Below are 15,906 nucleotides of genomic sequence, written 5' to 3' on the forward strand. Positions count from 1 at the left end.
AAATGAACGGCCCATATTTTACAATTAAGTCTTTATTTGTTTTCGTCTTGTATTCTTTACTACAACCCTTTTTTTGTAAACTACCAGTGTGATCAGTATTACAATAATTTCACCCGGAACACGGTAAGAGAATAAGGTGCTACCGTTATATCTATTTTCTTTCCTTTTACAGCCATTTGATGTGTAACGGGGCTAACAGCCAAAGGAACATCAGGACTATTCACCTTTTCTAATGATTCACCAGTCAAAACCGTAACAGTAGCCTGGGATGTTATTTTTTTCACTCCCTCAAAAGCCAAGCAGGTCGCCTTTTCATTAGCTGAACTATTTACGATCTTAATGATCACTTCGTTTGTGTTCTTATCTATAACAGCGGAAGCATACAAACTGTCCTGGCCCGTTACCGGTTTATTATTCCATAATGCAGGAACAACATGTGTGCCTTTGTTGGTAGAATACAATTTTTGAACATAGTAATTGGGCGTACCATATGACCGAAGGTTGTCAACCCATATCAGGTCAGGCGACCATTGCCAGCCATCCACATGTGCGAATAAAGGTGCATAAGAGGCCATCATTACTACACCAGCATTTCTTTCCAGGCCGGTAAGAAATGCTGCTTCTGCAATGGCTGTTTGCAGGTTGTTTTTATTTTTTATACTTACTGTCTTATCACTTTGCGCTGCATATTCGCCGGCAAATATTTTAGCTCCGTTTCTGTCGTAATTATCATACCGCGACGCATTTTGTAAAAACCATTCGGGGCGACGGTAGTAATGCTCGTCAATTATATCCGCTTTCATCTTTCTCAACTCGCCATTCAGATAATCAAATCGTTCTCCATTGGGATCAGTACCCGAGCTGGCCACCAATTTGAAGTCGGGATATTTTTCTTTAATAGCCTTTTGGAAAATTTTTAAGCGTTCAACATATTGCGGTCCCCAGTTTTCATTTCCTACACCCATCATTTTTAAATTAAAGGGAGCAGGATGGCCCATTTTTGCCCTAACCTTGCCCCATTTAGTGTTTACGTCGCCATTGGCAAATTCAATCAGGTCCAGTGCATCCTGTACATAAGGATCCAATTGATCCACCGGGGTTAATTCGGCAGTGTTAAATTGACAAGCCATGCCGCAATTCAATATGGGCAGTGGTGCTGCACCAATATCTTCTGCCAATTGAAAATATTCATAAAATCCGAGGCCAAACGATTGAAAATAGTCGGGTGCAGGACGATGCGCAAATTCTGTATTCCACCGGTTGACGATGAGTTGTCGTTCTTCGATGGGACCAATTGTTTTTTTCCATTGATAACGGGTTTCCAATTCATGTCCCTCAACAATGCAACCGCCTGGAAAGCGAATAAATCCTGGTTTCATATCAGCCAGCATTTGAACCATATCAGCCCGCATGCCGCCCGGTCTTTTTTTCCAGGTATCTTCGGGAAACAATGAGATCATGTCAAGATCGATCACACCATTACCTTCAAACCAAATATTCATTTTGGCTTTTGGTTCAGTAGTGGTAGCATTAAAACTCACGGCTTCTTTTTTCCAATCATCGCCTGCAGACGAAGGACTCAATGAAGCGTTGCCAATGATTTCGTTTTTATCATTGATCAGTTCAATATGCATTTTTATACCTGCAGCAGGTTGACGATACATTACCGAAAAATCATAACGCAATCCTTTTTTGATCCCCATTCCCCTGAAACCTTCATTGGTCAATCCCAAACTTTTAACAGTGTGGTTGACTTTTACCCGGATAAATCTTGGATTGGCTGTATTTTTTTCATTCCTGTTCAGCACCGTCACAGTACCCTCTTCAAACTTTGTTTGTTCCACTTTCCAGCCCATGAGCGGTTTATAAAATTCAAAAGAGCGGTTCTTTACCAACTCGGCATAAATACCGCCATCAGCTCCCATATTAATGTCTTCAAAAAAAACACCCCACATCGTCGGTTGTATCTCCGCTGTTGGCTTATCAGCTTTAATGTTGATGATGCATTTGTTTTTTTCCTGCGCAATTGCAGAAGCTGAAAATACGCTACCTGCAAATGCAGCAAATAGAATGTTCTTAAAGTTCATTGCACTATTAGTTTAAAATTTTCTTTTTTTTTATTATTATTCACTTTTGACTTTTCACCTTGCACTTTCGCCTGACTCCCGACTCACAACTATTTCTTCTTTCCCCAGATAGCTGTTCCCTGGTTGCTTAAACCTGAGAAAATGATCGTGTTCTTTTTGTTTTCCCAATCTCTTCCTTTTTGTACAAATACTTTATCCGTAAATCCATTGCTCCATTTCAGTTGCAACCATGGGGCGGAATAAGTCCAGGTATCAGCGCTGCTGCCATTCAATGTTCCATTCGCTGCAATATTTAATGAAAAGGAATTTTGAAAATCAGCTGAGGTTTGTTCGGCGGAATAGCCAGGGACTACGTTATATCCCAAAACAATTTGTTCCCATTCACCGACCAGGTCATTTTGTGAAATGAGTGAATCCTTTTCCCACGCATACCGCTCAGGAGAAGCCACCGGCCAGCCATCTGCGGTCCAAAATAATTTACGAACATGCATATTCATAAAATATTTATCAATGCCGGGTCTTCCCTGGTGTGCAATAAAGTATTGGCCCTCGCCATCGGTAAAGGCAGTGGAGTGGGCTACACCCTGCCAACCACTGTGACCGGAAAATTTATACGGTGCAATGATCATCGGTCCATGATCGGCATTGGTGTTAGCATCAGCACCGTTATAATCATAGAAAGGCCCATCTGGTTTATCAGCTTTCATCACCCTGACATTGTATTTTGTTTCGAGCCAGTCATAGGCAATAAACAAATAGTATTTGTTTAGCTGCGCATTATAAATGATATCAGCTCCTTCTATGTTTCCATTGTATTTGCCGGCGGTGAAGCCCCGGTTAGCAATCCTTTTTCCTTTATCACCCGATGCAAGTGAAAGACCCGTAGCAAGATCAAGTTTTAATGAATAGATACCATCCCATGCCGATCCATATACCATCCAGTGTTCACCTGTATTCGTAATGATCACGGCAGGGTCGATAGCATTTGTCTGTATACTATTATCATCTTTGGATGTAACTACGAGGCCCTTTTCTGTCCAGGGCCCTTCCGGGTTAGCAGCTGTTGCCATTCCGATCACACTTAGTCTTGGTTTGGCGCATGAAAGTGAATAATACAGGCGATATTCATTACCGGCTTTTACAATGCAGGGCGCCCATAATGAATTGAATGGTGTGCCGCCTCCCTGTGTAATATAGTTTGAACCCATTGCTGGTAAACTATTAAATACCCAGCCGACAAAGTACCATTGTACGAGATCTTTTGATTTTCTAATCTGCAGTCCTGGTCTTACGTCAATACCATAGCCGGCATCTGTGCTGAAGGAATAATAATACTCACCGGCTTTGATGATGGCAGGATCATGTACATTGTGCGGTCCCCATTTCAGGTAGTTTGCAAACGGTGCAATTGATCCATAAGTATCAGAAATCGTATTGATATCAAATGCAGAAACGACAGGCGGATCAACGGGAGTAGCCGGCGTTGTATCAGCTTTGTCTTTACTACAGGAGAATATCATTACGGCGAGTAACACCAGTCCTGTTTCTTTCAATAGAAATCGTTTCGTCATTTTTATTATTTAAGTGCCAGCACTACTACCGAAGCAGGAGGAAGCTTTACCTGTAACGAGTTGCCAGTCAGTTTTGCATCATTAAAGGTTGTTGGTTGAATTTTACCCGGATTTTCAAATGAATTATAATCCTGCAGTTTTTTTGATGTCAGAATTCTGCCGGAAACCGAATTGTATTTTGAACCTCTTATGTCTATAGTAATTTCCTGTTGTTTAGCAGCGTCAATATTTACCAATGAAATATGGGTGACGCCTGCCTGGTCTCTTGAGACGGAAGCGGAAACGGCTGGTAGTTTTTCATCGCCTACCACATAATCATTTGATTTTACATCTACCGGTAATAAAGTTGCATCCTGGTGAACATTGTACATCTCCATCACATGATAAGTAGGAGTGAGGAGCATCTTTTCTTTATTCGTTAAGATGACGGCTTGCAAAACGTTTACTGTTTGCGCAAGATTAGCCATCCTTACTCTTTCACAATGATTGTTGAAAATATTCAGGGTAGCACCTGCGATCATCGCATCACGAATAGTGTTTTGCTGGTAAAGAAACCCGGGATTAGTACCAGGTTCTACCTCATACCAACCTCCCCATTCATCCACAACCAACGCAGTTTTTTTTGCCGGGTCGTATTTATCCATGATATTGGAATGTCTTGTCACCAGCTCTTCCATTTTAAGGGCTGACTTCATGGTGGCGAAATATTGCTGTTCGCTAAAATCCCTCGCCGGACCCTTTTGGTTCCAGTTGATAACGGAATAGTGATGTAGTGCTACTCCTTCCACCATATTGCGGGGAATGTCACGCATTAATACTTCTGTCCAGTTGTAATCATCACCATTGGCCCCTGATGCCACCCGAAACATTTTGTCATTGTTGCTCCAATCGGTCATGAACGTGGCGTACAACCGATACACATTAGCATAATACTCGGGTTTCATATTCCCACCGCAGCCCCATGCTTCATTGCCCACACCCCAGATCTTTACGTTCCATGGTTTTTCTCTTCCGTTTTGTACCCGCCATTTACTCATCGGGCTTGCTTTACCGTCGAAGTTTACATACTGTACCCAGTCTATAAGTTCCTGCGTTGTTCCACTTCCAACATTACCTGCGAGATATGGCTCTGAACCGATTGCCTCGCACATGTTTAAGAAATCATGGGTGCCAAAACTGTTATCTTCTGTTACGCCACCCCACCAGCGGTTAACGATAGATGGTCTGTTTGCTTTGGGACCTATGCCATCTTTCCAATGATAGGTATCCGCAAAGCAACCGCCGGGCCAGCGAAGGTTCGGTACTTTTAATTTTTTTAAGGCTGCAATGATATCATTGCGGACACCATCAGTGTTGGGTATGATTTTATTGGTGTCGCCAACATAGAAACCATTGTAAATACAGTTGCCTAAATGCTCGGCAAAATGCCCATAGATATGCTTGCTGATTTTATCTTTTCCAAGATCAGCTTGCAAAATAATTTTGTTCTGCGCTAATAAACCAGAACCTGTCAGTAGAATAAAACAACCAATCGCAAATTTTTTCATGAAATATTTTTTAGAGAAGCAACTTACTCTATTATTGAAATAAGTGATACCGGAATTTTTTAAAAGATCCGACGAGCCCGGTTTTCAACGAATGCTTGTTAATCCGGGCCGCCGGAAGGTTGGTCAATTTATTTGCTTTTATAATTTTTTAAAAATGCCATGCTTTTAAAATAATTACCTGTTTGCGAAAAATCCGATGGTCCCGGTTATTCACGACTGCTTACCAACCAGGATCCCATCGGAATAAGTTTATTGATTTTTAAAATCAATAGCCGGTATTTTGCTTATACCCCGGATTAAGATCAATCTCTCTTTGCGGTATAGGAAAATATTCTCTTCCCGGAGCATAGGTATTGAACTCAGGATCCCGTGCTTTCAGGTCGGCAAGTTTAGCAGGATCCTGCAACCAACCCCAGCGGTGAATGTCATCAAACCTGTGACCCTCTAATGAAAACTCCAGCAATCTTTCATGTGCGATCTGTTCACGCATCTGGGCCTGCGTCATACCCGGCTTTACGATTGCAAGGTTGGGCAATCCTACACGGCTGCGTATCTGCTGAATGAAAGGATAGGCAGCTGCAGTCTGATTAAGTTCATTCAAACATTCAGCATACATCATTAACACGTCTGCATAACGCATGATCCTTTCATTGATTCCTGAACGCCAGTCAAACTCATCCGGTCTTCCTGAATCATCATTTTGATATTTGCGGCAAAAAAGATCATTGAGGTCAGCCGGGTTACTTGCATATTTTGTTGAAAACAACTGGCCATACAACATAAGCCCTGGCTTATTATATAATATGGTAGCTACCAAACGGGGATCATCTTCTCCGGTTGTGGTTTTTTCCTGCAGAAACTCATTGAAAACAGATCTTGTAGGTTGAACATCCGTCCAGCCAAAACCTCTTGGCGCATACGTAATGGCTCTTGCTGAAGTTTTTCCCCAACCCGGTTGTGGCGGACCACCCCAGCCTACTTCTTTGCCTCCTGCATCTCTTGAAAACTGAACTTCAAAAATTGACTCGCTGTTATTTTCATTTACTTCAGTAAAATTATCGCGGTAATTACTTACCAAACTATACATGCCAGGATCTATGATAGCTTTGAACTGTGCTGCTGCTTCTGTATATTTTTTATTAAACAGGTATGCCTTACCTAAGAAAGCCATCGCAGCACCTTTAGTGGCTCTTCCTATATCTGTTTTATCGGGGCCTGTTACATCTGAATATTTGGCTGGTAATTTTTCAGCTGCTATTTTAAAATCTGCGATCACCTGGTTCCATCCTTGTTCGGGAGTAGATTGAGGAACATTATAATTACCAATATCCTTAACTGTTTCGAGGGGTAATGGCACATTGCCAAAAAAATTGACCAGGTGATAAAAATATAAGCCTCTTAAAAAATATGCCTGCCCGATAATTCTGTCTTTCAGTGCCTGGTCCATTTCGATATTGGGCACGTTTTCCAGCACCTGGTTACTCCTGAATACGCCTTGGTAATAGGTTTCATAAGCCCATCCATAAATGGCAACGTTTCCGGATTGCAGGGCAAACTTGCCTGAGTTATACATCTGGTCCCAGGGACTGTTACTTTTCATATCATCACCTCTTGTATCGGCCATCAAAGGTGTGCATCGCATATAAGCACCGTCGGGCAATAAACTTGAGTAAGCGGCATTTAAACCGGCAATTGCATCCGCTTGTGTTTTCCAGAATGTGGCCGAGGTTTGTGCATTAGGGTTAGCCTGGTCCAATTGTTTTTTACATCCTGCAAAACAGGCGGCTATTAGTATCAGCAAAAAAATATTAAGCTTTTTCATATTAGTCATTTTATCAGTTAGTGATTATAAAGAAAGTTGAACACCTGCCATGAAGGTTCTTGGATTAGGGAAAGATCCAAAGTCGAAACCACGGCTGAATAAACCATCACTCATAAAGTCAGGATCATATCCTTTATACTTTGAGATAGTAAATACATTCTGACCCGATACATATACCCTTGCACGACTTAGCCATTTCATACCATTGAGTTTTTTAAGATCAAGTGTATAACCTAACTGGAAGTTTTGCAGCTTCGCATATCCACCATCTTCTATAAAACGGTTAGATGCCCTCTCGTTGGCATTGGGATCCCCAATAACCGGACGGGGGATATTGGTATTGGTATTAGTGGGTGTCCAGAAGTTCAGTGCATCCACATGGTGGTTGCTGTATTGGCCACGCATGAGGTCATGATAAACCCAATTGACAACTTTGTTACCGGCACTACCCTGCCAGAACATAGAGAAATCAAATTGACTATAACCCAGGTTCACATTCAATCCATAATACAAATTGGGCACCGCACGACCCAGGTAAACACGATCTTCATCTGTTATTTTATTGTCTTTGTTAGTATCCTGGAACTTAATATCACCCGGGGCTGCATTGATTTGCACGGGAGAGCCAGCGACATCAGCTGCATTCTGAAAAATACCAATCATTTTATGTCCGTATAATTCACCAATTGAACGGCCTACTTCTGTTTTACTGGCTGCACCATATATAGGGTCGTCATTAAAGCCCAATGACAGCACTTCATTTTTAAGCGTATGAAGATTGGCGCTTACATCGTACGAGAATTTTCCTTTAGAATCTCTGTACTGCGCTACGAACTCCACTCCTTTATTTCTGATGGATGCAACATTGGAAATAATATTCCATGGAAAAGATCCTATTGAAAGAGGAATTTCTATAGGAGCAATAATGTCACTATTGGTATTAACATAATACTCTGCTGTGAAATTCAGTTTATCCTTCAGTAAACCCAGCTCAATCGCGGCATTCGCAGTTTTTTTAGTTTCCCATTTCACATTCGGATCTACTAAACTAACAGTAGTTGCTCCCGGCGCCAGGGTATTTCCAAATACATAACTGGCATTGGTATTAATGTATGATTGATACTTGTAATCTCCAAATTCCTGGTTACCCAAAGTTCCGGCAGCGCCCCTCAGTTTTAATGAACTGATAATCTCCGGAAGCTGGATGAATTTTTCATTGTGAAGGTTCCAGGCAAGGCCTACTGAGAAATTTTGAGCATCCCGGTTTTGCGAACTGAATTTAGAAGAGCCGTCTAAACGATAGTTGAACGTTAATAAATAACGGCTATCAAAATTATAATTCACCCGGCCTAAATACGACAGTAAGGTGGCTGTGCCGGAAAAGCTGGATAAAGCTTTAGCAGCAGGATCAGTTATAGCGCTGAACGTAAAAAAATACGGCTCCGGCAATCCTACGCCAGTGCCAGTAGTTGAATTATACTGACCTTTTTCAAAAGTTGTTCCCGCTAATAGTTCGGCCTGGTGCTTGCCTTTTATAATTTTATAGTTAAGTGTGTTTTCGATTATTGACCTGTTGTCAACCCCTCTTCTCTCGAACATAAACGACTGTGTATTCAGGTAATACCAACCAAGATCATAAGTGGGTTCAAAAGCAAAATCCTCAGTATTGGTTCTGTCATAACTCAGGTTAATCTTATACTTCAGATTTTTGACCGGCTCTATTTCCGCCCATACATTACCTAGTATCCTGTTTCTGTCAGAATTATTTTTCAGTAATGCATTCATCCCGATCACATTCAGGGTAATGGCCCTTTGGGTGGCATTATCACTACCTCCATATCCTCTCAATCGATTAGGATCATATACCGGCATAGTCGGTATGGCCGTTACCAAACTGGTTACTGTACCGCCGAACATAGCATGAAACGCCATACCATTGAATGGATTTACTTTATGAGATTGAGTATACAGCAACTTGGTGCCATAACTAAAAATGCCTTTCTTTCCGTTTATACCTATATTGGCAGTATAACGATTATAGGTTTGTGGTCCTTTGTAAGTACTTGTCTGGTCAAAATACCCTAATGATACACTATACGTCGCAGCTTCATTACCACCGGATAAACGGACATTATGATCTTGTATAATGCCGGTTTTAAAACCCTCTTTCTGCCAATCGGTATTTACATCTTTAATGAATTGTGGGCTGCTGGGGTCATTGCCCGGGGCAATCATTAAGCCTGCATTCAACTCGGCGGCATTGGTTATTTTTCTATAGCCTTCCGCATCTGTTACATCAATTATTTTTGGTAAATTTTGAGCCCCCACATAGCCATCATAGTCTATTTTCAATTTACCAGCCTTTCCTTTTTTGGTAGTAATGATTACTACACCGGTAGATGCCCTGCTACCATAGATAGCTCCGGCGGATGCATCTTTTAATACTTGTATAGACTCTATATCATCCGGGGAAAAATCATAGGGATTATTAATGATGACACCATCCACCACGAATAACGGATTGTTATTAAGAAATGAACTGATACCACGGATCTTAATGTTCACAAAACCACCGGGTTCACCGGAACCCTGTACAGTTACACCCGGCACCTGGCCCTGCAGCATCTTGGCTACATCATAGCTGGCTGTTTTTTTGGCGTTCGTAGTATTTACTACGGACACCGATCCGGTGAGATCCTTTTTCTTTTGCGTACCATATCCTACTACTACCAGGTCTTCCAGGGCTTCCACTCTTGTAGCAAGAGATACAGCTATATTTCTGCTATCACTTACTTTTGTTTCATTGCTTTCATAACCTATTGATGAGATCACCAGAATATCTCCCGGGCTGGCCGAAATACTAAACCTGCCATCATCGCTGCTGCTCACACTGATCTTTTTGTTCTTTACAGCAACTGTCGCCCCTTTTACCGGGTTTCCTTCTTTGTCTTTTACCTGGCCGGTAACAGGACCCTGAGCCTGGCTGGATTCAATTATCAAAAGAAGAAATGAAATGGCCATCACAAAAACAGGCCAGGTTAAAGGGAATAGTCGTTTTTTACCTTTTTTCATACAGCGTCATTTTGGGTTTTTAAAAAATAAGTGTCAATTTTACAAGTATCAGGAAAGGGCCAAAAAAAAACCCTTTTCAAAAATTGAAATTTAACAGATAACAAAAACGGGAAATAAGATGAAGGATTGCCATGCCTTTAAGCCGGCATATAATAAACAAACAGGTTTGGCAGACAAAGCCGCCGGTCGGGAGAAATTAAGGCAAGTCATCAGCATTTGATTATCGTTAAGCAATCTGAAAAATCGTCAGGGTAAAGTTGATATATTTTTTTTTATAGCTACCATCAAATTGTATCAAAGTTTCGACGTATTCGTTCATTGTGCCAGGATGATATATTAAACGCATTATTGGTTAGTTTATACCAGTTCCGCATAGATGTCACCGTCAGCACCCATGTTGATGTCTTCGAAAAAAACGCCCCACATGGTATTTGCGTCAAACTAAAACCGGTTTTTTTTAGAAAATAGAAATTGCGCCTACCCAATAAGACCGCTACTTGAAATGAGACATTTACTAATTCTTACCAATTACTTCATCTGTTAATCATAAGTACCTACCAACGTAGTGACAGACTTTGCTTCAATGTTAATATTATCCGCCGCTGTTACCGACCGCGATAAACTTTTTGTCGCAGTAGTTTTATAAACATCCAGGTTATTACCTGCTATTTTAATCGTGGATCCCAATCCGGCGAGCTTGAATGTTTTGGCGTCAGCTTTCATATTCACGATCACAAACACCAGTTTTTTGTTGATCACATCTTTATACGCGGATATCATCAGAGAACCGGCGGCGCTGATATCATCAGCAATTCCTTCGATGGAAGCAGCGATCCTTTTCATACCCGGCCTTACAAACCGTGAATAGTTGCCAAAGCACCACAATTGTTTTGAATCTGTCACAATGCCATCAGTTTTACAGGCATTCAGATTAGCATCATAACCTGGATTATTAATACCGGAGGGATCACTAACATATACAAGCCCGTCGCTGTAATTATACGGGTTCATGGACAGCCACCACTGCCATGAGCTCACATTGGCGATGGCCAGGTCATGATGAATCATCTTGGCGACGTACAGCCCATAATCAATACTTATGTTTTTAGGATACCCATTGTATTGTCCGCATATATCTCCCAAAATCCCAAACTCTGTTTGCCACAAACCCAAACCTGCATCCACTGCATTTCTTTTATTCACTACACCGGTGCGGATATTTATCAAATTATTGTCGGGGCAGGTGGTGAAATAACTATGCGCAGAAATTATTTTTGCCGTGTTGGGCACATTCCCGATATAATTGGAAGACGCAGGACTAAACCAATTATAAATCTGATCGCCCCTGTTGTTGTCATAAGTATTGGTAGTAAAATTCCATTGTGCTGCTTCGCCCGCTACAATGGATGTGGCCAATGACCTGCTTTGCAATTTGGGGCCCAACAATTTTACAAGGTTTGCAATTTCAGTGTTGGTGGCTGCAGAACCTTCCTGCGATGCGTTTCCATTGCCCCAGTTCCATTGAGGTTCGTTAAAAGGGCTGATATAATCAAATTTGAAATGATCAGATACTTCGGCAAGAAATTCTGCATAATCCGGCATTTTGCCTGATTGCAGATTGAAAGATGATCGTCCGCCTCCATGTGCCTTTCCATCAAGTGTCATGTAAACCGGCGCAGAAATAGCAAATCCTAATGTATACTTTACTCCCCGTTGTTTGGCTTCATTTAAAAACCATTGACTGCCGGCCTGTTTATTCCAGTTGTAGCTACTATCTGCCTGCAAAAAACATTCTTCTCTTCTCCACTCATCAGGAATCTCACTGTTGGCACCCTGTTCAAAACTTCCGGCACCGATATATACACGCCATAGAGAAAGGCCGATCCCCTTGGGAATTCCATCACTTGCGGTATCCATGCTGAACAGATAATCTGCAATCTTGGTTTTCTTATTGGCGTCAGCCCATTTGCCGATGAACTTGGCAGTCCAGCCATCGGATGCGCCAAAGCTGTGTATAAGCTGCTTCTCATCGTTCAGGTTGATGAAAATAGAAGTCTTCCGGTTTTTACAGGTATCCGTTCCATTTACGATACACTGATTGGGAGGGGGTGGGGGTCCAGCCTTTTTACTGCATGCCAGTCCTGCCAGAAAGGATGCTACCAGAGTAAAATAAAATATTCTCAAGGGTTTATTTTTCTTCATAGTCATAAATCAATGTTTTTGTTACAGTTTTTGTTTATTGAAAAAGCCTAATGATCAGAAATTATTCCACCACCATCACAAATCCGTCATGAGCAGCCATTGAAACGGTTTCTTTTTTACCGGGTTTAACAGCGATGATTTTTTGATCAAAGAATGCTTCTCCTTTTCCATTGAGTATACAGGTTGCCTTTTTGCCTTTGAAGAGATCAAGGCTCAGGGAAATTGTTTTTTCTTTATCAGTGCTGTTTATACCTGCGATATACCATTTGTTGCCACTCTTTCTGCCCAGCACTATATACTCGCTGGGGAAATCTGTAGAACAACGATTCTTGCCGCATTACTGACCATCGATATCAGTAACACCCAAAGGTTTTTTGAAAAAATACAATCCTGCCACCAACTCCTTTTCAACCCTGTTACATGAGGTGAGATTAAATAAATTTAATTTTCATGAACTATTTCATTTGTTTAAATGGCATATAAAAACAGCCCGGGTAAGTTTTATACCCGGGCGAGTGGCTTTTCATATTCACGTATTTTTCACTGGACTATTATTTTCTCATACACGACTTTGTTGGTTCCTGAAATCTTCAGTGTATAAACTCCTTTGGCGAACTTATTGACATTAATCGTTTCAGTATTGTTTATGCCTTTTCTTATCATCATTAGTTTTCCGCTCATATCATAGATTTGAACTTGCGCCTTATCAATGCCGGAGTGTTTAATAGTAATATAGCCAGTTGATGGATTAGGGAATACTTTTAAATACTGCTGGTTATTTTCAGGCAAAAGCTCAGCAGTTGCATTATTAGTACTTGCAGTTGCAGTTGTTCCCCCTGGCCGGGAAGAGCAGGGTGTCTCGAAAGCCCACTTGAAATTATCATTATTCAACCATTCCCATTGAATAATATCATCACCATTGTTCATACCGCTTCCGGTAACGGCAAGACATTTATTGGAATGTCTTGCTACAATTTTATAGTAACCACTTCCCACGCTAACAATCTGGTACCGCTGATGAGAGTGAGTGAAGTCATCCCATTGATTTACGGCAGCGCCATCGACTATGCTATAACCATTAACGGTAAGAACTTTATTATTGTAAGAGGGTTTGATGATGTAACCTGAAGGAGTAAACTGTACACTGAATTTCTGATTGCCCTGGCAAAGATTAGCCCATTGCTCAATAATACCACCATTGTCTGATGACCAGGCTCGTACATCCATCACTTTATTACTATGTTTGGCTTTAATAGTGTAAGTTCCATTGGCTACAGTAGAATCTAAGGCTACCGGAGTGAATTTCCATTTGAAATTATCAGAATTAAGCCATTCCCATTGTTCAATAAGATCGCCATTGTTTAATCCATACCCTTTTACAGAAAGGCATTTTGCGCTATGCCTGGCAACCATTTTATAATAACCGCCGCCAACACTAATAATACTGAAGCGCTGGTTGGATTGCCCAGCATCGCTCCACTGACTTATTGCAGCTCCATTAGCAGTGTTATTTCCATTAACATCGACAACTTTTGCGTTATAAGAAGGCATCAATTTATAACCGGTAGACGTCCATTGCACATTGAACACCTGGTTTGCCTGACCTAATGAATCCCATTGTTCAATAATACCCCCATTGGCCGATGACCAGGCTCGTACATCCATCACTTTATTACTATGTTTGACAGTAATCCTGTAATTGCCGTTTGCAATGGGGGTTGGGTTGCCGGCTAATGTGACCGGAACCACAAAAGTAGTAACAGACCTTGCCGGGGATGTATAGCTGAATCTATTATCAGTGATATTTATACTCGTGAGCTGGGCGCAATCTTCCGTGGATGAGGTGCGGTATGCTGAAGCAGACGTGCCAGCTGAATCAAATAAATTCAGATCAAATTTATAGGATTTACTGCCGGTGGTATCTGCATTTACCAATACAACCACCAGCTCATTATTGGCCGGGTTTAGCGCTGCAATTGTACTTTCATTACTATAAACAACGGTATATCCCGGTTTTATATATTTTGAAAATTGTTTCCGGAAATAATACGATTTTACTTTGTTATAGGTTTTATTGGTGGTGTCATATCTCCATAAACCCCAATAGTCTCCATAAAAATCCATGGCCTGCCAGTCGGCCCATACCACCGCTCTCATGTCTTTCAGATCGGCAATAAGGCGGTTGGCCATAACCAAATAATTATCGATGCCGGTTTCACTAATGTTTGGCCCGGTTTCGGTTTGCCATACCTCTTTTCCCTTAGCGGCTGCAGCCTCATACAATTCTGCACGTTTCGTGCCGCCATAACTATGCGTGGCTATTACGCTTACTTTGTTTATTACTGAATCGGGATAACCGTTCAATCCAGTTAGCGTTTCGTCAATTTCGGAACCATCCATAGCAACTGTCTTGCAATCGGAAAGCATATTTTTTGTATTAAGGTTGTCAGATACCGCATTGATCAGTTTTATTTGATTGGCCACCGAAAAAGCGCAGCCTTCCTGCCAATATCCCTTCTTCCACCAGGTGTTAAACGGCTCATTCATAGGCTCTAACCGGCTGAAGGTAACTCCCTCCACCTCCTTATAATGCTTTACGACTTCGGTGAGATAATCGGCAAACGTGGTATAATCGGAATCATTAAGGTTATCCGAGCCATCTGTATTCCCTGCGCTGCAACCACTTTTCGTCATCCAGTAGGGCGGGGAGTTGGAGAATGCTTCATAGATGGCACCGCTTTTCAACGCATACAATTTCTTTAGTACTTTCCGCTGATTAACATCGGCTGACCAGTCGTAGCTACCGGTACGGGTGGTTTTATATCCGGGCATACCGGCATCAAAGCGCAGGTGATTATGCCCGGAACTATCACCACCACCAATGTTAAATCGAAAATAGTTCATGTTTAATTCGCTGCTGCTCGTAAGCGATGTACATACATCATTGATAGCTGAATCGCCCCAGCCTCCGAGCATATGGGCCCACCATATCAGTGAAACACCAAAGCCCTTCACAGTCTGGTATCTTGCGTTGGGATCAACAACCACAGTAGTTTGGGAAAAACTGAGTACAGAAAATAAAAGGAATAATAAAGATATAAGGATCTTTTTCATACAGACAATTTTAGTGTTAGTTTAAAATGAAAATATATCGGCGAGGATAGCTACTTAATTCAGAGCAAGTGGAGGAACCAAATGCGGAAGATGAACAATATATGCCATGTAAATACAATCAGGCGCCCAAAAAGTGGTATCAAAACCAAGCACAACATTAGCAATCTGGGAGAGACAGATACCTGCCGGAAAACGTTTTTAGGACTTGGTGTCCAGGAAAACAGGTTAGTGGAGTTGGATGCCCAAATCCCATGCCCGGTGGTAAACTGGTAATACTTATTCCCATCTTTTACCAGCGAAGAGGGATCATGCGACCGAATAGACCCATCTAAAGCAAAGGCAGGAAAACGTAATAAAAAAACGATTGCTGTAATAGCAAAAAAGAGTGAGAACTTAGATTTCATATATGCAAGCTTTAATTGATGACAATCGCTATTGAATTCCGTGGGGGTTAATGGTCGCATCTTACTGAGCCAGGCATGCTCGTTTCT

General features: G+C 41.5%; 9 protein-coding genes. All 9 read right to left on the reverse strand.

Annotated features, from left to right (window positions below):
• Nucleotides 1-98: 98 nt before the first annotated feature.
• Nucleotides 99-2,087, reverse strand: coding sequence for an alpha-L-arabinofuranosidase family protein (locus tag P2W73_RS01775; RefSeq protein WP_276500259.1), 1,989 nt, complete (start codon nt 2,085-2,087; stop codon nt 99-101).
• Between the two features lie 89 nt (nt 2,088-2,176).
• Nucleotides 2,177-3,658, reverse strand: a complete 1,482-nt coding sequence (locus P2W73_RS01780; RefSeq protein ID WP_276500260.1) for an arabinan endo-1,5-alpha-L-arabinosidase — start codon at nt 3,656-3,658, stop codon at nt 2,177-2,179.
• A 5-nt stretch (nt 3,659-3,663) separates the two neighbouring features.
• Nucleotides 3,664-5,205, reverse strand: coding sequence for an alpha-N-arabinofuranosidase (locus P2W73_RS01785; protein ID WP_276500261.1), 1,542 nt, complete (start codon nt 5,203-5,205; stop codon nt 3,664-3,666).
• A 265-nt stretch (nt 5,206-5,470) separates the two neighbouring features.
• A complete protein-coding gene (locus P2W73_RS01790) occupies nt 5,471-7,027 on the reverse strand; it encodes a RagB/SusD family nutrient uptake outer membrane protein (protein WP_276500262.1) in 1,557 nt (518 codons plus the stop codon).
• A 24-nt stretch (nt 7,028-7,051) separates the two neighbouring features.
• Nucleotides 7,052-10,099: a SusC/RagA family TonB-linked outer membrane protein gene (locus tag P2W73_RS01795; RefSeq protein WP_276500263.1), complete on the reverse strand. Its 3,048-nt coding sequence runs from the start codon at nt 10,097-10,099 to the stop codon at nt 7,052-7,054.
• 540 nt (nt 10,100-10,639) lie between these two features.
• Entirely contained in the window at nt 10,640-12,301 is a 1,662-nt protein-coding gene (locus tag P2W73_RS01800; protein ID WP_276500264.1) for a glycoside hydrolase, read from the reverse strand.
• Between the two features lie 61 nt (nt 12,302-12,362).
• Nucleotides 12,363-12,596 carry a glycoside hydrolase family 97 C-terminal domain-containing protein gene (locus P2W73_RS01805; RefSeq protein WP_276500728.1) on the reverse strand — a complete coding sequence of 78 codons (234 nt, stop codon included), beginning with the start codon at nt 12,594-12,596 and terminating at the stop codon, nt 12,363-12,365.
• 245 nt (nt 12,597-12,841) lie between these two features.
• Complete coding sequence (locus P2W73_RS01810) at nt 12,842-15,415, reverse strand: RICIN domain-containing protein (RefSeq protein WP_276500265.1); 2,574 nt, start codon at nt 15,413-15,415, stop codon at nt 12,842-12,844.
• Between the two features lie 59 nt (nt 15,416-15,474).
• Complete coding sequence (locus P2W73_RS01815) at nt 15,475-15,819, reverse strand: hypothetical protein (RefSeq protein ID WP_276500266.1); 345 nt, start codon at nt 15,817-15,819, stop codon at nt 15,475-15,477.
• Nucleotides 15,820-15,906 lie beyond the last annotated feature (87 nt).

It is taken from the genome of Terrimonas pollutisoli, assembly GCF_029360765.1.
Lineage (GTDB): Bacteria > Bacteroidota > Bacteroidia > Chitinophagales > Chitinophagaceae > Terrimonas_B > Terrimonas_B pollutisoli.

What these genes read in the sequence shown, in the direction of transcription:
- P2W73_RS01775 (WP_276500259.1), bottom strand. Translation starts at nt 2,087, where the DNA reads ATGAACTTTAAGAACATTCTATTTGCTGCATTTGCAGGTAGCGTATTT.
- P2W73_RS01780 (WP_276500260.1), bottom strand. Translation starts at nt 3,658, where the DNA reads ATGACGAAACGATTTCTATTGAAAGAAACAGGACTGGTGTTACTCGCC.
- P2W73_RS01785 (WP_276500261.1), bottom strand. Translation starts at nt 5,205, where the DNA reads ATGAAAAAATTTGCGATTGGTTGTTTTATTCTACTGACAGGTTCTGGT.
- P2W73_RS01790 (WP_276500262.1), bottom strand. Translation starts at nt 7,027, where the DNA reads ATGAAAAAGCTTAATATTTTTTTGCTGATACTAATAGCCGCCTGTTTT.
- P2W73_RS01795 (WP_276500263.1), bottom strand. Translation starts at nt 10,099, where the DNA reads ATGAAAAAAGGTAAAAAACGACTATTCCCTTTAACCTGGCCTGTTTTT.
- P2W73_RS01800 (WP_276500264.1), bottom strand. Translation starts at nt 12,301, where the DNA reads ATGAAGAAAAATAAACCCTTGAGAATATTTTATTTTACTCTGGTAGCA.
- P2W73_RS01810 (WP_276500265.1), bottom strand. Translation starts at nt 15,415, where the DNA reads ATGAAAAAGATCCTTATATCTTTATTATTCCTTTTATTTTCTGTACTC.
- P2W73_RS01815 (WP_276500266.1), bottom strand. Translation starts at nt 15,819, where the DNA reads ATGAAATCTAAGTTCTCACTCTTTTTTGCTATTACAGCAATCGTTTTT.